Below are 16287 nucleotides of genomic sequence, written 5' to 3'. Positions count from 1 at the left end.
AAGTAGAAACAGTCATTACTCCTCGTTGACGGTTTATTGCCCGCAAGGTGCTATAGTCGATGACTCGAGAAATCGGAGCCAGATGACCTTTGTCGGCAACGCTGGCGGTGATGATTCATCAACCAAGGAGATGTTATGAGCAGTCAGTTTATCGAACAGATCAAAGCACGTCGTACCATCTATGCCCTGGGCAACCGGGTGACCCACTCCGAGGCCCAGCTGACCGCCCTCATCAAGGATGCCGTCAAGCACAGCCCCTCTTCGTTCAACTCCCAGAGTTCCCGCGCCGTCATCCTGTTCGGCGAGCAGCACCACAAGCTGTGGGACATCGTCAAGGCGGAGCTCAAGAAGATAGTGCCGCCGGAGGCCTATCCCCAGAGTGAAGCCAAGATCAACGGCAGCTTCCGCGCCGGGGCTGGCACCGTGCTCTTCTTCGAAGACACCGCCGTCATCGAGGATCTTCAGCAGAAATTCGCTCTCTATGCCGACAACTTCCCCATCTGGTCCGAACATGCCACCGGGATCGCCCAGTTCGCGGTCTGGACCACCCTGGCCCAAGAGGGCATCGGCGCCTCCCTGCAACACTACAACCCGCTCATCGACGATGCGGTGCGCAAGGAGTGGGACCTGCCCGCCAGCTGGCTGCTCCGTGCCCAGATGCCTTTTGGCAGCATAGAGCAACCTGCCGGCGACAAGACCTTCATTGACGACGACGTGCGTTTCCGGGTCTTCAAGTAAGCCTTCACGCCCCCTCCACCAGGGGGCGTTTTCTTCTCTCCCCCTCGTTCACCCTTGTCACGTGCCAGCCATACTCTGAACAAACGCTCTCTTGTCAGGAGGTCCCCATGGGGGACATCGCACGCCAACGTACCTCATGCACATTGACGCCCTTGTCCGCTCTGTTGTGTGTCGCCGCCCTGGTACTGCTGTTCTCGCTGATCGGCATCTTCACCCGCCCCCCCAACCTGCTGGCGGCCTTCTGGCCTGCCAATGCGGTCCTGCTCGGCTGCATGGTGCGCTATCCACGCCTGGCCACCCCGGCGGGCTGGGCCGGCGGCATACTGGGCTTTTTTCTCGCCGCCCTCTTCACCGGCGAGCCCCTGTTCAAAACCATCCTGCTGACCTGCGGCAACCTGGCCGGCATCGGCGTCGGGTATCTGCTGATGCATCGGCTCGCGCCTGCCAACAAGCTCCTCAGGCGCCCCACCTCCCTCGTGCTCCTGCTGCGAAACACCCTGGCCGCCTCCCTCGCCGCCGGCGTGGTCGGCGCCATCATCAATCCCATCCTGTCTCTGGGCACCCCGCTCTACGGGCTGGGCTTCTGGTTTGCCAGCGAGCTGGTGAACTACATGACCATACTGCCGGTGCTCCTGACACTGCCTCCCCATGACAGCGTGCCCCCCTGGCGCACCCTCCTCTACCGCACCGAGTTCTCCTGGACCAGATTGATGCCGCTGCTGAGCCTGGTGGCCTCCCTGCTGCTCACCCTGCTCGTCGAGGGGCCGGGATCCATCGCCTTCCCGGTACCGGCGCTGCTCTGGTGCGCCGTCACCTACTCCGTCTTCGCCACCAGCCTGCTGACCCTGAGTTACAGCACCCTGATCCTGATCGCCCTCTCAAACGGCCACCTCGTCATCAATCACGATGTCCAGACCCAGTACTGGATGTTCTCCGTCCGGATAGGGGTCATGTTGATCGCTCTCACCCCCCTGACCGCCGCCAACATCATGGCGGCCCGCAACAGCCTGCTGCGGGAGATGAAACACCTGGCCCACCACGATCACCTGACCGGTGCGCTGAACCGGGCCGGCTTCTGGTCGGCCGCCAACGAACTGCTCCAGCACCTCACGGTGCAGCGCTACCCTGTGGCGATCTGCATGCAGGACATCGATCATTTCAAACGCATCAATGATCGTCACGGTCACGAAGAGGGTGACAACCAGTTGAGCAGCTTCGCGGCCCGTGTGCGCGACCAGCTTCGACCGGGGATCTCTTCTGTCGCCTGGGGGGAGAGGAGTTCGTGGCCATCTGGCCCGGCCTCAGCGAGGAGCAGGCCATGGCAGTTGCCGAGCGGCTGCGAAAAATCGTCGCGCAGCCAGGGGAAGAAAAGGGAGCCGAGCCCGCCGTCTGCATCACAGTCAGCATCGGTATCGCCTCCCAGAAAGAGGGCCCCTTCAATCTGGACGAGCTGCTCTCTCGCGCCGATCAGGCGCTCTATCTGGCCAAGCACAATGGCCGCAACCGGGTGGAACGCTATTCGGCCGAGCAGGCTTCCCCCAGCATCGGGCAATCTTGCGGCGCCTGAATGGCGTGCCCCTTGTCGTCATCATCCGGCCTCTGCCGGCAGCGGGGCGGGCAGATGAAGATGGAGCCCGTCTGGTGCCACCTCGATCTCGATCCCGCGCCAGTCCCGCAGCCAGCCCTTGAGCCTGTCGTCATACCGCCTTGTTCCCCCCATCTGCACCACCTGGCAACCCGCCTGCAGGGCGCTGGCGATGCCCGCTGGTGCATCCTCGAACACCAGGCAATCGGCCGGAGCCAGTCCCAACCGGCTGGCAGCCAGCAAATAAGGCTCGGGATCCGGCTTGCCCCGTACCACATCCCCGGCACACACCAGGAGTCGGGGCAGCGGCAATCCGGCGTGCAGCAGCCGGTGCTCTGCCACTCTCCGGCTTGCGGAAGTCACCAGCGCCCAGCGCGTCGACGGCAGCTGTTCGAGCCGTCGCCGGGCACCGTCCAGGGGCATCGGCGCCGCAGCGTATGCCATCTCCAGATCGTCGAGCAGGGCCACCTCCACCGCCATGTCCAGCTGGGGAGCCAGGGCCCCTATCACCTCCCGTGAGCGCACGCCGTGACACATGGCGAGCACGGGAGCGGGATCCAGCCCATGGTGCTGACACCAGCGCCGCCACACGACTTCCACGTCGCCGGTGGAGTGGACCAGGGTCCCGTCCATGTCCAGCAGCAGGGCCGCGGCCTTCACGCGCACCGCGCTCACAGGGCTCTCCCCGCCAGCGCATCGGCGAAGACCTGCCGCTGGGCAGCGGCCTCGTAACAGGCGAGCGCCTGCTCCGCATTGCTGGCCCACACCGGCAAGGGGGCGACGACGAACCCCTGCTGCAACAGACTGGTCAGCAGCTCCCCGGTCTCCGGTGCGGCCAGTGGCTGAGCCATCACCAGGCTCCCCTTGCTCAAAAACAGATAGCGTTCGCTCGACATGACATGACTCCTTGTGACTGAACAGCGGGCAAGCAGGCCCGTTTCGAGACCATTAGAACAAGGAGATTAGATAATTTATAATCAATAAATCGCCACGTTAGATAACCAAATGGAATGAGATTCGACCTGAGACAATTGCAGGCCTTCGTCATGCTGGCCGAGAGTGCCAACTACCGGGAGGCGGCCAGCCGGCTTTTTGTGACGCAACCGGCCCTGACCAAGCAGATCCAGGGGCTGGAGCAGGCCCTCGGCAGCACCCTGTTCAACCGGGGCCGCCACGGGGCCGAGCTGACCGCCATCGGCCTCCAGTTGCTGCCCCAGGCCATGGCTCTGGTGGATCACGGCAAGGGATTCGAGCAGCATGCCCTGGCGCTGGCAAGCGGTGCCGCCGGACGCCTCAACATCGGGTTCGGGCTCTCCAGCTTCGCACTGGCCCCCTCCCTGGTAGCCCGTTTCAAGCAGCAGGCCCCCGACGTGCTGGTTCACCTGCGGGACACCACCTCCGCCATCCAGCAGGAGCACTTGCTGGCGGGTAGGCTGCAACTGGGCTTCATGCGACGGCCTGATGCGCCGCAGCTGAGGGAACACAGGTTGCTGACGGACAGACTGGTGCTGGCCGTCCCCACCCAGGTGGCAGGGCCGGACTTCGACCTGGAGCGGGCGCTGATCCGCGATCCCTTGCTGCAGATGGTGGGCCATCGCTGCCCGGGTCTCAGCCAGCAGATCGCCCGCTTTCTCGGCGCCAACCGGCTGACCGGTCTCATCCAGGAGGCGGAAGACATCCAGACCCTGGTCGCCCTGGTGGCCGCCGGTATCGGCAACGCCATCCTGCCGCGCAGCGTAGGGTTCATCGCGGGCAAGGAGGTGACCCTCTACCCTCTCTCCGGCCCCTGGTCGGAATGGGAAATCAGCCTGGTGTGGAACCCGGAATTTGCCGATCCCATCCGGGATCGCTTTCTGGCCCTGGTCAGGGCGGCATATCCGCAGAGCCACAGCCTCTGAGAGGAGCGCAGCCCAAACCGGAATCCTGAAGTACATAACGGCTGGCTAATGGCCACACCACTGCCGCTCGCAGGGGATGCCGTCTCCTTCCCCATCCATCTTGGTATTGGGGCAATTTTGCAAAAACCAGGTCGCCTCCTCGCAGGAAGTCATCTGGGAGCAATGCTGACGGCCATCGCACTGACGAACAAAAGTCGGAACCTGAACCGTACTGTTCGAAGTACTGTCCTCCTGGCTAAAAGAGGGAAAGGATGGAAGTGAGGCAAACTCGGCCGAGAAGCGGGAATAGAGGGAGAACAACCCCGCCAGCACCAATAGGGGGATTAACTTGCCACCCCAGCTCCCCTTGCGACGAGGAGCATGATACTCCCGGGTTCTATATGTGGTGGCGTGTGGTGCCCGAGGGCTCAAATCCTCCCTGCTCCCACGATCCGGCATGGATGGCATAGGTCCGCCAGCCAGCGAGAGCGGGCGGTCGGGAAAGAACACTTGTACGGCACAAGGCTTGCCATCCTTGCTGCTCCCGATCAGATAGGAAACCTTTTCCCCCACCTCCGGCGGCCTGCCATCGAATTGCAGGGTGGTGATGTGAACAAAAAGATCGGCACCGCCCTGCTCCTGCTTGATGAACCCGAAACCGCGTTGTGAATTCCAGCTCGCGATCCTGCCCTGATAACGCATGTCCTCATCCTTGTGGCCAGTACGGTTCCACTCATGTTGCCCGAAATTGGTTCGGTTTCAACAGAGCATTGGCATGAAAAATGAGTGGATTAGATACGAGTGGTCAGAGCAGCTCCGCGACCTTGATGATCTCGGCAATGCGACCGAGCATGCGCAGGGAAGCCTGGTGTTCTGCGGTATCCGCCGCCGCGCAGGCATCTTCCAGGATGGTGATGGCGTAGTCCCGATCGTGGCCATCTCGCACCGCCCCCTGAATGGCCCAGCTGGTGCTCACGCCGCACACATAGAGATGCTCGATGCGATTGGCCCGTAGCGCGGGCTCCAGCGCCGTGCCGTAGAAGGGGCTGACCCTGGGTTTGGTCAGCACCAGATCCCCGGGTTGTACATCGAGATCCGGGTGAAAGTCGGTGCCGCTGTCCGCCAGGGAGAGGGCCCCGAACTGCCGGGCACGGCCAAACATGGGGGAACCCCTGGGTTGCAGCAGATAGCCCTCGTCAAACCCCACCTTGATGAGCACCACCAGCCAGCCGTGAGCGCGGGCATGAGCCAGCGCCTGATTGGCGTGCGCAATGGCGTCCTGCTCGATCACCTGGGCCGCCGAGGCGGCGATGCGCCCGTCCGGGTGGGCGATGTCGTTGATGAAATCGATCACCAGCAATGCCTTGTTCATGGTGTGCTCCCCCCTTGCCTGAGGCCGTTTTGCCCCTGCGCCGCCTGGATCACTCCTCGCGGCCATATAAAAAACCGGCTGGCACCATCACACGGATTGATATGCCACCCGATTGGCACCTGGCAGTGCCACGCACTGCCTCATACCAGCCCAAGCGCATAGCGTAGCGCCATCTCCTTGAGGGGACCCGCCTTGTCCGCCAGATTCAGCGCCAGGTTGCGGGCAAGCCTGAGGGGGCCTATCTCGTTGCTGAAGACCCCGTAGAAGAGATCCATCCCCGACTGCATCAGCAGGTTGTCAGGGCGGCGTCGCCCCTCGTAACGCCCGGCCAGCGCCAGCTCATGCCACTGTGCCCCCGCCTTGCCGAGCAACCCGGCCCAGCAGGCCACGTCCTTGAAACCGAGGTTGACCCCCTGCCCCGCCAGCGGGTTGATGGTGTGGGCCGCATCCCCGAGCAGCACCACTCGCCCGGCGTGATAGTCGTTGGCGTGGCGGCGCACCAAGGGGAAGCTCCCCTTGGCCGTCACGGTGAAACCGCCAAGGCGGCTGGGGAAGTGGCGGCGCACCTCGGCGGCCAGGGCCTCGTTGCTCATGGCGGCCAGCGCCCGGATGCGGGCCGGGCTGTCATACCAGACCAGGGAGCCATGGCGGCCCGGCAGCGGCAGGAAGGCGCGCGGGCCGCTCGGGGTGAACTGCTGCCAGGTGATGTCTTCCTGCTCGAAGTCGGTGTCGATATTGATCAGCATGCAGTGCTGGCGGTACTCGAAGCGCGACACCCCGATCCCGGCCAATTGGCGGGTGTGGGACTCGGCGCCGTCGCAGGCCAGCACCCAGCGGGCGGCGAGCTCGCTGCCATCGTCCAGGGTCAGCACGGCCTCTTCCGCACTCTGGCGCAGGCTTTTCACCGCCGCCGGGGTGTGGGTCTGGATGGTCGGGAAATCTTCCATCCTCTTGAGCAGGGCGAGCTGCACCAGCCGGTTCTCTATGATGTAGCCGAGCTGGGGCAGCCCCAGATCGGCGGCGTCGAAGCGGGTGGCGAAACCGTCCAGCTCCCAGGTCTCCAGCCGGCGATAGGGACACAGCCGCATCTGTTGCAGGTATTGCCAGGCACCGGCCCGGGTCAGCAGCGCCACCGAGGCCTGGCTGATGGCGGAGACCCGCAGATCCAGCGGCTGCCCGGGGGCATAGGGCTCGGGCAACCGGGTCTCGATGACCCGCACCGAGAGCCCCTCTGCCGCCAGCAGGCAGGCGGTGGCGGCGCCCACCATGCCGGCGCCGACGATGGCAATATCACACTGTTCCATAACTTGATTCCTGCAAGGAGTCCCCGCGATAAGGGGCAAGGGCCGAACCGAATGGGGCATGATAACGCAAGGAGGCGGCAGAAACAGTGAGAGGGATGCGCAATTGCCGACGACAAGCCGGCCCTGATGGCGACGGGCGGCCCCAGACTGGTCAGCACCGGGATTGCGGAGTAAAATGGTCGGTCCTTTGACCCTGCCGATTTCAAAACCAGTCACGAGAAGCAATGAGCAAGAAACTTCATATCAAGACCTGGGGCTGCCAGATGAACGAGTACGACTCGTCCAAGATGGCGGACCTGCTGGATGCCAGCAATGGCTACACGCTTACCGAGGAGCCGGAAGAGGCAGATGTGCTGCTGCTCAACACCTGTTCCATCCGCGAGAAGGCCCAGGAGAAGGTGTTCCACCAGCTCGGTCGCTGGAAGAAGCTCAAGGCGAAAAAACCGGGGCTGGTGATCGGGGTGGGCGGCTGCGTCGCCTCCCAGGAAGGGGAGAACCTGCGCAGCCGGGCGCCCTATGTGGACATCGTCTTCGGACCCCAGACCCTGCACCGCCTGCCGACCATGATCAAGCAGGTGCAGGAGGGGCGCGGTGCCCAGGTGGACATCGCCTTCCCCGAAATCGAGAAGTTCGACAACCTGCCCGAACCCCGTGCCGAGGGGGCGACCGCCTTCGTTTCCATCATGGAAGGCTGCTCCAAGTACTGCTCCTTCTGCGTGGTGCCCTACACCCGTGGCGAGGAGGTGAGCCGGCCACTGGATGACGTGCTCTATGAAATCGCCCAGCTCGCCCAGCAAGGGGTGCGCGAAGTGAACCTGCTCGGCCAGAACGTCAACGCCTACCGGGGGCCGACCTTCGACGGGGAGGTCTGCACCTTCGCAGAACTGCTGCGCCTGGTGGCTGCCATCGACGGCATCGACCGCATTCGCTACACCACCAGCCACCCGGTCGAGTTCACCGACGACATCATCGAGGTCTATCGTGATACCCCCGAGGTGGTCAGCTTCCTGCACTTGCCCATCCAGAGCGGCTCGGATCGCATCCTGACCATGATGAAGCGCCCGCACACCGTGCTGGAGTACAAGTCCAAGATCCGCCGCCTGCGCGCCGTGCGTCCCGACATCACCATGAGCTCCGACTTCATCGTCGGCTTCCCGAACGAGACGGACGAAGACTTCGAGGCCACCATGAAACTCATCGAGGAGATCAACTTCGACATGAGCTTCAGCTTCATCTACAGCCCGCGCCCCGGCACCCCGGCCGCGGATCTGCCCGATGACGTTGACATGGAAGTGAAAAAGGCCCGCCTGACCCGACTGCAAAACCGCATCAATCACCAGTCCATGCTCATCGGCCGCGCCATGTTGGGCTCGGTGCAGCGCATCCTGGTGGAGGGGCCCTCCAAGATGGATCCCATGCAGCTCAGTGGCCGCACCGAGAACAACCGGGTGGTCAACTTCGAGGGGCCGCACCGCCTCATCGGCGGCTTCGCCGACGTGGAGATCACCGACGTACGCCCCTACTCCCTGCGCGGCCGCTTCATCCGCGGCGAGGACGAAATGAACCTGCGCATCGCCACGGCCCCGAGCGAGATCCTCGCCCGTCGTCCTGACAACGTGCCCGATGATCTGGGCGTTGCGGCCTTCAGACCCCATTGATGACTCTCTCCCCCGCCCAGTGGCGGGGGAACAACCGATAAGAGGACACCTTGAGCCGACACATCTCCACCCTGAATCTGCATCTGGAACCCGCCGACAACCAGCGCCTCGCCAGCCTGTGCGGACCCTTTGACGACAACCTCAAGCAGCTGGAGCGCCGTCTCGGCATCGAGATAAGCTACCGGGACAACCACTTCCAAGTGATCGGCAAGCAGGCCCAGGTGGAGGCGGCTGCCGTCATCCTCAAGCACCTCTATGTGGAAACCCAGCCCCTCAAGGGGAGCAAGGTGAGCGACATCACCCCCGAGATGGTGCACCTGGCGGTGCAGGAGTCCCGCGTGCTGGAGCAGGACGACGAACCCGCCCCTTCCCTGCCGTATGGCAAGGAGGTCACGGTCAAGACCAAGCGCGGTCTCATCAAGCCCCGCAGCCCGAACCAGGCCCAGTACATCGCCAATATCGTACGCCACGACATCAGCTTCGGCATCGGGCCCGCCGGGACCGGCAAGACCTATCTCGCCGTGGCCGCCGCCGTGGATGCCCTGGAGCGCCAGGAGATCCGCCGCATCCTGCTGACCCGCCCGGCGGTGGAAGCCGGTGAGAAGCTCGGCTTCCTGCCCGGCGATCTTTCCCAGAAGGTGGACCCCTACCTGCGCCCCCTCTACGACGCCCTGTTCGAGATGCTGGGCTTCGAGCGGGTGGAGAAGCTGATGGAGCGCAACGTCATCGAGGTGGCGCCGCTTGCCTACATGCGCGGCCGCACCCTCAACGACGCCTTCATCATCCTGGACGAGGCCCAGAACACCACCACGGAACAGATGAAGATGTTCCTGACCCGCATCGGCTTCAACTCCAAGGCGGTGGTGACCGGCGACATCACCCAGGTGGACTTGCCTCGCAGCACCAAATCCGGTCTGCGCCACGCCCTGGAGGTGTTGCAGGGGGTCGATGGCCTCTCCTTCAACTTCTTCGAGTCCAAGGACGTGGTGCGCCATCCCGTGGTGGCCCGCATCGTGCAGGCCTACGAGGCATTCGATGCCCAGCAGGCGGCCGAGAAGAGCGCAGCCACTCCCCGCAACGAGAACACCAGCAAAGAGAGTGCCCAATGAGCGTGACCCTGGATCTGCAACTGGCCTGCGCCAGCCCGGACGGCCTGCCGACCGAGGCCCAGCTGCAAGGCTGGCTCGACGGCACCATTCTGGGCTTCCAGCCCGAGGCCGAGGTGACGGTGCGCCTGGTGGACGAGGCGGAGAGCCGCGAGCTCAACCACACCTATCGCGGCAAGGACAAGCCCACCAACGTGCTCTCCTTCCCCTTCGAAGCGCCACCGGGTCTCGAGCTGCCCCTGCTCGGGGATCTGGTGATCTGCCGCCAGGTGGTCGAGGCCGAAGCCGTCGAACAGGGCAAGCCCCTGATGGCCCACTGGGCTCACATGGTTGTGCATGGCAGTCTGCATCTGCTAGGTTATGACCATATCGAGGACGAGGAAGCCGAGGAGATGGAGCAGCTCGAGCGCGACATCATGCAGGAACTGGGCTTCGCCGATCCTTATCTGAACGACGAAGAGTAACGAACCGGATGGTCATCGTCTTGAAACAGCCGATGCCCATCCTCATATAGCCACAACGATTTCAAGTGTGTTCATACGAGTAACCAAGAGAGAAAATGACCGACGATCACCCTAGTACCGGCTCGCCGAAGAAAACCTGGCTCGACAAACTCAGCCAACTCTTCCAGGGCGAGCCAAAAGACCGCAACGATCTGGTAGAGGTCATCGCCGATGCCGAAGAGCGGGACCTCATCGATCAGGACACCAAGGACATGATCGAGGGCGTGCTCGAAATTGCCGAGCTGCGCGTGCGTGACATCATGATCCCCCGCTCCCAGATGGTGACCATCGAGAAGTCCCAGCCGGTGGACGAGTTCCTGCCGGTCATCATCGAATCCGGCCACTCCCGCTTCCCGGTGATCAACGAAGACAAGGATCACGTGGAGGGCATCTTGCTCGCCAAGGATCTGCTGCCGTTCGGGTTTGGCGGCCAGCATGCCAGCGAACCGCTCCAGCTGGAGAAGATCCTGCGTCCCACGGTGATCGTGCCGGAGAGCAAGCGGGTCGATCGCCTGCTCAAGGAGTTCCGGGAAGAGCGCTACCACATGGCCATCGTGGTGGACGAATTTGGCGGTGTCTCTGGCCTCGTGACCATCGAGGACATTCTGGAGCTCATCGTCGGCGAGATTGACGACGAGTTCGACGACATCGAGGACGAGCCGGAAGAGATCCGCCGCATCAGCAAGCGGGTCTTCTCGGTGAGCGCGCTGACCGAGATCGAGGACTTCAACGACTTCTTCGGCACCCAGTTCAGCGATGAAGAGGTGGACACCGTCGGCGGTCTGGTGATGCACGCCTTCAGCCACCTGCCCAAGAAAGGGGAAGAGATCGAACTCGACGGCTACCTGTTCAAGGTGATGCACGCCGATCGCCGTCGCCTGCAACAGTTGCAGGTGAAGATCCCCGAGCATCATGCGGCGGCGCAGCCGGAGTCCTGATCCCGCCCAGCCCCACGCACATCCCGCGCCCCTCTCGTCAGGGGCGCTTTTTTTGCCTCTCTCCCGCCGCGCGACCGCCCCTGGGCCCACGCCGACCGCGAGGCTCGCCGTTGACCCGGTTTGCGGTTAAGATGTCGGCCATTGTGTTTCCATTCAGTCCAATTCGAGCCCCGATCCCCCGTGAAATCGAAACTCTTGACCAGCCTGTTTGCCATTGCCAGCGGCGCCATCGCCGTGCTGGCCTTCTCCCCTTTCGGCTACTGGCCCCTGGTGATCCCCTCCCTGCTCGGCCTTTACGCCCTGCTGGACAAGGCCACCCCCAAACAGGCAGCCTGGCGAGGCTTCGGCTACGCCATGGGTCTGTTCCTGCCCGGGCAGTGGTGGATCCACGTCAGCATGACGGAGTTTGGCGGCATTCCGCTGCCGGCCGCCTTCGTGCTGCTGGCCGGGCTCTGCGCCTATCTCTCCCTCTACCCGACCCTGGCCTGCTGGCTCTTCGCCCGCTTCTTTGCCGGCCGCCACTGGAGTCGCTGGCTGCTCGCCTTCCCGGCGCTCTGGCTGATGGCCGACTGGCTGCGGGGCTGGGTGATGACCGGCTACCCCTGGCTCTGGTTCGGCTACACCCAGATAGACGGCCCCCTCAAGGGCTTCGCTCCCCTTCTCGGGGTGCAGGGCATCACCCTCGCCCTGCTGCTCACCGCCTCCGCCCTCTGGCTGGTATGGCAACACCGCAAGCCGGCCTGGCTGCTGCTCCCCGTCGCCCTGGTGGGCGCCGCCCAGGGGCTGATGCAGCTCAACTGGGTGACCCGGGGTGAACCGGTCAAGGTCGCGCTGGTGCAGGGCAACATCGAGCAGTCCCTCAAGTGGGATCCGGAGGCCCTGGTGCCGACCGTGCGCAAGTATCAGGATCTCAGCCGCGAGAACCAGGATGCCGACATCATCGTCTGGCCGGAGTCCGCCATCCCGGCCATCGAGAAGGAGATGGGTACCTATCTGGAGAGCCTGGACAAGGCGATGAAGGTGAACGACACCGGCCTGCTGGCGGGGATCATCCATTACGATCTGAAACAGCAGCGCTTCTTCAATACCGTGCTCGGCATGGGGGTGCAGGATGCAGAAGGCAAGGAGTCCTACTACTACGAGCACAAGAACCGCTACTACAAGTACCACCTGCTGCCCATCGGCGAGTTCGTGCCCTTTGAAGATCTGCTGCGTCCCATCGCCCCCTTCTTCAACCTGCCCATGTCCTCCTTCAGCCGGGGTGACGAGGTGCAGCCGAACCTGATCGCCAAGGGGCTCAAGTTTGCCGCCGCCATCTGTTACGAGATCATCTTCCCGGACGAGGTGCGCCGCAACGTGCAGCCGGATACCGATTTTCTGCTGACCGTCTCCAACGACGCCTGGTTCGGCACCAGCATCGGCCCCTGGCAACACATGGAGATCGCCCGCATGCGTGCCCTCGAGCTGGCCCGCCCGCTGCTGCGCGACACCAACACCGGCATCACCATCGTCACCGAGATAGACGGCAGCATCATCGCCCAGATCCCGCAGTTCGAGGCTGGAGTATTGCGTGCCGAGGTACGCCCCGCCCACGGCGTGACCCCCTATCTGCGTTTTGGCAGCTGGCCCATGTATGGCCTGGCCGCCGCCCTGCTGGGGCTGGCCCTGTGGCTACGCCCCCGTGCCCACCCCTGGGCACTCAAGGGCTAAGACCACACAACCCCGATAAACAAAAGAGGCGCCCTTGGGCGCCTCTTTTTATGGCTTGGCACAGTCTGGCGGCTCAAGGAGACAGCGGCTCACGGTGATACTCATCGGCCCCGCACTCGGGGCAGGTGCCAAGCTGCTCCGGGTGCAGCACGGTATGGCGCCACTCGCAGTGATCGCACACCAATACTCCGAGCCCCACCCAGTCGCCGGCCCGGTAGACCCCCTTGTGCTCCAGCTCGTCCGCCAACTCCTGCCACTCCACCTGGGTGCGGTCGGTCACGTCTGCCAGCCAGGACCAGGCGGTGTCCTTGAGCGCCAGCATGAAGGCGGACTCCTCCACCTGCTCATCCTTGCGCCCTTCGTCATAGTTGCCCAGATCCCGCTTCACATACTCGGCGATCAGCGCCAGCTCGTCCTGGGTCAGATCCCCGGCCGCCTCCAGATAGGCCTGCACCTTGGCGATCATCCGGTTGAGGCGCTCTCCCTGAAACGCTTCCGTCTCTTCCCACTGCTTCTTGAGCTGGGCGATAAAGGCTTCATACCCTTGTCGACGTTTGTCCATGGCCATCACTCCTCTGCTGAATCCCGATCGAGCCAGACCCTGACCTCGGGCTCGGCGGATACGGGCGGCGGTTGCCATTCTCACTTCGTTGCGACTCTCGCGGCTCTGCAAATCCTCGCGGGTACCGGACCTGGCCCGAGACCGGGCGGATGCTGGCGGTTGTTGCCGCCGCAGGATATGGGTATTCTATCGGGATTTCCCAGCCGTTTTATCTATTCATTTCACAGATCCGGATGTCACCAATGCAAGAGCAATACGTTCCCCAATCCATAGAACCAGCAGTGCAGAAGCACTGGGATGCCAAGAAAACCTTCAAGGCGGTGGAGAAAGTAGACAAGGAAAAGTTCTACTGCCTCTCCATGTTCCCCTATCCGTCTGGTCGTCTGCACATGGGGCACGTTCGCAACTACACCATAGGTGATGTGATCTCCCGTTATCAACGGCTCAATGGCAAGAACGTGCTGCAACCCATCGGTTGGGACGCCTTCGGCCTGCCTGCAGAAAACGCCGCCATCAAGAACAACACGGCGCCGGCCCCCTGGACCTACGAAAACATCGAATACATGAAGAACCAGCTGAAGATGCTGGGTCTGGGTTATGACTGGGATCGCGAGCTGGCCACCTGCAAGCCGGACTACTATCGCTGGGAGCAGTGGTTCTTCACCAAGCTCTACGAGAAGGGTTTGGTCTACAAGAAGACCTCCTCCGTCAACTGGTGCCCGAACGACATGACGGTGCTGGCCAACGAGCAGGTAGTGGACAACTGCTGCTGGCGCTGTGACACCCCGGTGGAGCAGAAAGAGATCCCTCAGTGGTTCATCAAGATCACCGACTACGCCGAAGAGCTGTTGAACGACATCGACAATCTGGAAGGCTGGCCGGAGATGGTCAAGACCATGCAGCGCAACTGGATTGGCCGCTCCGAAGGGGTCAACATCAGCTTCAATATCGACGGTCAGACCGAGCACCTCGAGGTCTACACCACCCGTCCGGACACCTTCATGGGTGTGACCTATGTGGGCATCGCCGCCGGTCACCCGCTGGCGCTGCAAGCAGCCCAGAACAATCCGGAGCTGGCCGCCTTCATCGAAGAGTGCAAGAACACCAAGGTAGCCGAAGCTGAACTGGCCACCATGGAGAAGAAGGGCATGGCCACCGGCCTCTACGCCATTCACCCGCTGGATGGCCGCAAGGTGCCGGTCTGGGTCGCCAACTTCGTGCTGATGAACTACGGCACCGGCGCCGTGATGGCGGTTCCGGCCCACGATCAGCGTGACTTCGAATTCGCCACCAAATATGGCCTCGACATCAAGGCGGTGATCAAGCCGGTTGATGGCGGCGTCGACGTGAGCGAAGCGGCTTATACCGAGAAGGGCGTGCTGTTCAACTCCGGCGAGTTCGACGGTCTCGACTTCCAGGGTGCCTTCGATGCCATCGCCAACAAGCTGGAAGGGCTCGGCAAGGGCAAGCGCACCGTCAACTACCGTCTGCGCGACTGGGGGGTTTCCCGTCAGCGCTACTGGGGCGCTCCCATCCCCATGCTGACCCTGGCGGATGGTACCGTGGTGCCGACCCCGGAAGATCAACTGCCGGTACTGCTGCCGGAAGATGTGGTGATGGATGGCATCCAGAGCCCCATCAAGGCTGACGCCGAGTGGGCCAAGACCACCTACAACGGCCAGGAAGCGTTCCGCGAGACCGATACCTTCGACACCTTCATGGAGTCCTCCTGGTACTACGCCCGCTACTGCTCCCCGGACTACGACAAGGGTATGTTGGATCCGGCGGCCGCCAACCACTGGCTGCCGGTGGATCAGTACATCGGCGGCATCGAGCACGCCTGTATGCACCTGCTCTATGCCCGCTTCTTCCACAAGCTGCTGCGCGATGCGGGCCTGGTGAACAGCGACGAGCCGTTCAAGCGTCTGCTTTGCCAGGGCATGGTGCTGGCCGACGCCTTCTACTACAAGGATGAGAAGGGCGGCAACGTCTGGGTCAGCCCCCTCGACGTCAAGGTGGAACGTGACGACAAGGGCCGCATCACCAAGGCTGTCGACCTTGAGGGTCGTGAAGTGATGCACTCCGGCATGACCAAGATGTCCAAGTCCAAGAACAACGGCATCGACCCGCAGTTGATGGTCGAGCGTTACGGCGCCGATACCGTCCGTCTGTTCATGATGTTCGCCTCTCCGGCCGAGATGACCCTGGAGTGGTCCGACTCCGGCGTGGAAGGTGCCCAGCGCTTCCTGCGTCGCCTGTGGCGCATCACCTTCGAGCACGTATCCGGTGGCGCCGTTGCCGCACTGGACGTCGCCGCCCTCACCAGCGACCAGAAAGCCGTGCGCCGCGAGCTGCACAAGACCATCGCCAAGGTGAGCGACGACGTGGGTCGCCGTCAGACCTTCAACACCGCCATCGCTGCCATCATGGAGCTGATGAACAACCTGGCCAAACTGGGCAGCGACGCTCAGGATCGCGCCCTGATGCAGGAAGCGCTGGAAGCGGTCGTGGTCATGCTCTACCCCATCACCCCGCACATCGGCTTCGAGCTGTGGAAAATGCTGGGCAAGGAAGGGGACATCGATGTCGCGGCCTGGCCGGTGGCTGACGAAGCGGCCATGGTCGAGACCGAGAAGCTGGTGGTGGTGCAGATCAACGGCAAGATGCGCGGCAAGCTGACCGTGCCGGCCGAGATAAGCCAGGCCGACGTCGAGAAGCTGGCCATGGCCGATGCGTCCGTACAGAAGTTCACCGACGGTCTGACCGTGCGCAAAGTCGTGTACGTGCCGGGCAAACTGCTCAACATCGTGGCCAACTAATGCCATATCGCTTACTGGCAACCGGGTACCGGTTCAGGTCGACGCAACCGCGTTGCCAACGGATCGGTTGCCAAGCGGTCACAGCAAACGGATGACAACGGCGGGCCCTGCGCCC

15 protein-coding genes are annotated in these 16287 nt (G+C 63.1%); 9 read left to right on the top strand and 6 right to left on the bottom strand.

The features are described 5' to 3' along the window. Positions 1-135 precede the first annotated feature (135 nt). The gene (locus PG883_RS00590) at positions 136-738 is read left to right on the top strand and encodes a nitroreductase family protein (protein ID WP_270806839.1); all 603 of its coding nucleotides are present in this window, start codon (positions 136-138) and stop codon (positions 736-738) included. Positions 739-845: 107 nt separating this feature from the next. Further along, positions 846-2363 carry an MASE1 domain-containing protein gene (locus PG883_RS00585; RefSeq protein ID WP_406568583.1) on the top strand — a complete coding sequence of 506 codons (1518 nt, stop codon included), beginning with the start codon at positions 846-848 and terminating at the stop codon, positions 2361-2363. On the opposite strand, the gene PG883_RS00575 is transcribed toward PG883_RS00585, so the two are convergent. Continuing rightward, positions 2327-2998, bottom strand: a complete 672-nt coding sequence (locus PG883_RS00575; protein WP_270806838.1) for an HAD-IA family hydrolase — start codon at positions 2996-2998, stop codon at positions 2327-2329. The genes PG883_RS00585 and PG883_RS00575 overlap by 37 nt on opposite strands. After that, positions 2995-3219: a hypothetical protein gene (locus PG883_RS00570; protein WP_203762818.1), complete on the bottom strand. Its 225-nt coding sequence runs from the start codon at positions 3217-3219 to the stop codon at positions 2995-2997. The genes PG883_RS00575 and PG883_RS00570 overlap by 4 nt, the downstream gene beginning before the upstream one ends. A gap of 114 nt (positions 3220-3333) precedes the next feature. Here PG883_RS00570 and PG883_RS00565 point away from each other — a divergent pair, with 114 nt between their 5' ends. Continuing rightward, the gene (locus PG883_RS00565; RefSeq protein ID WP_203762820.1) at positions 3334-4221 is read left to right on the top strand and encodes a LysR family transcriptional regulator; all 888 of its coding nucleotides are present in this window, start codon (positions 3334-3336) and stop codon (positions 4219-4221) included. 45 nt (positions 4222-4266) lie between these two features. On the opposite strand, the gene PG883_RS00560 is transcribed toward PG883_RS00565, so the two are convergent. The 3 genes from PG883_RS00560 to PG883_RS00550 form a co-directional block, all read right to left on the bottom strand. Beyond that, positions 4267-4902 carry a cold shock domain-containing protein gene (locus tag PG883_RS00560; protein WP_069652118.1) on the bottom strand — a complete coding sequence of 212 codons (636 nt, stop codon included), beginning with the start codon at positions 4900-4902 and terminating at the stop codon, positions 4267-4269. A gap of 103 nt (positions 4903-5005) precedes the next feature. After that, positions 5006-5572, bottom strand: a complete 567-nt coding sequence (locus PG883_RS00555; RefSeq protein WP_223924289.1) for a cysteine hydrolase family protein — start codon at positions 5570-5572, stop codon at positions 5006-5008. 140 nt (positions 5573-5712) lie between these two features. Next, complete coding sequence (locus PG883_RS00550; RefSeq protein WP_270806837.1) at positions 5713-6876, bottom strand: FAD-dependent monooxygenase; 1164 nt, start codon at positions 6874-6876, stop codon at positions 5713-5715. 224 nt (positions 6877-7100) lie between these two features. On the opposite strand from PG883_RS00550, the gene miaB reads away from it, so the two are divergent. The 5 genes from miaB to lnt all read left to right on the top strand — a co-directional run bounded on the left by miaB (position 7101) and on the right by lnt (position 12791). Continuing rightward, a complete protein-coding gene (gene miaB / locus PG883_RS00545; protein ID WP_010673772.1) occupies positions 7101-8534 on the top strand; it encodes a tRNA (N6-isopentenyl adenosine(37)-C2)-methylthiotransferase MiaB in 1434 nt (477 codons plus the stop codon). A 50-nt stretch (positions 8535-8584) separates the two neighbouring features. Continuing rightward, positions 8585-9643, top strand: a complete 1059-nt coding sequence (locus PG883_RS00540; protein WP_010673771.1) for a PhoH family protein — start codon at positions 8585-8587, stop codon at positions 9641-9643. Continuing rightward, positions 9640-10104, top strand: a complete 465-nt coding sequence (gene ybeY, locus PG883_RS00535) for an rRNA maturation RNase YbeY (protein WP_039041101.1) — start codon at positions 9640-9642, stop codon at positions 10102-10104. Before PG883_RS00540 ends, ybeY begins: the two co-directional genes overlap by 4 nt. Before the next feature lie 95 nt (positions 10105-10199). Continuing rightward, positions 10200-11081 carry a CNNM family magnesium/cobalt transport protein CorC gene (corC, locus tag PG883_RS00530; protein ID WP_010673769.1) on the top strand — a complete coding sequence of 294 codons (882 nt, stop codon included), beginning with the start codon at positions 10200-10202 and terminating at the stop codon, positions 11079-11081. A 180-nt stretch (positions 11082-11261) separates the two neighbouring features. Continuing rightward, complete coding sequence (gene lnt, locus PG883_RS00525; protein WP_270806836.1) at positions 11262-12791, top strand: apolipoprotein N-acyltransferase; 1530 nt, start codon at positions 11262-11264, stop codon at positions 12789-12791. Between the two features lie 73 nt (positions 12792-12864). Here the strand turns inward: lnt and PG883_RS00520 are convergent, their stop codons facing one another. Further along, positions 12865-13353 carry a zinc ribbon-containing protein gene (locus PG883_RS00520; RefSeq protein ID WP_041215952.1) on the bottom strand — a complete coding sequence of 163 codons (489 nt, stop codon included), beginning with the start codon at positions 13351-13353 and terminating at the stop codon, positions 12865-12867. A gap of 242 nt (positions 13354-13595) precedes the next feature. Between PG883_RS00520 and leuS the strand changes: the two genes are divergently transcribed. Next, positions 13596-16172, top strand: a complete 2577-nt coding sequence (leuS, locus tag PG883_RS00515; RefSeq protein ID WP_043153199.1) for a leucine--tRNA ligase — start codon at positions 13596-13598, stop codon at positions 16170-16172. Positions 16173-16287: the final 115 nt, after the last annotated feature.

The sequence above is a fragment of the Aeromonas sp. QDB25 genome, from assembly GCF_027707725.1.
GTDB lineage: Bacteria > Pseudomonadota > Gammaproteobacteria > Enterobacterales > Aeromonadaceae > Aeromonas > Aeromonas caviae.
Note: the sequence above shows the minus strand (reverse complement) of the source record. Positions and strands in the feature narration are given on the sequence as shown.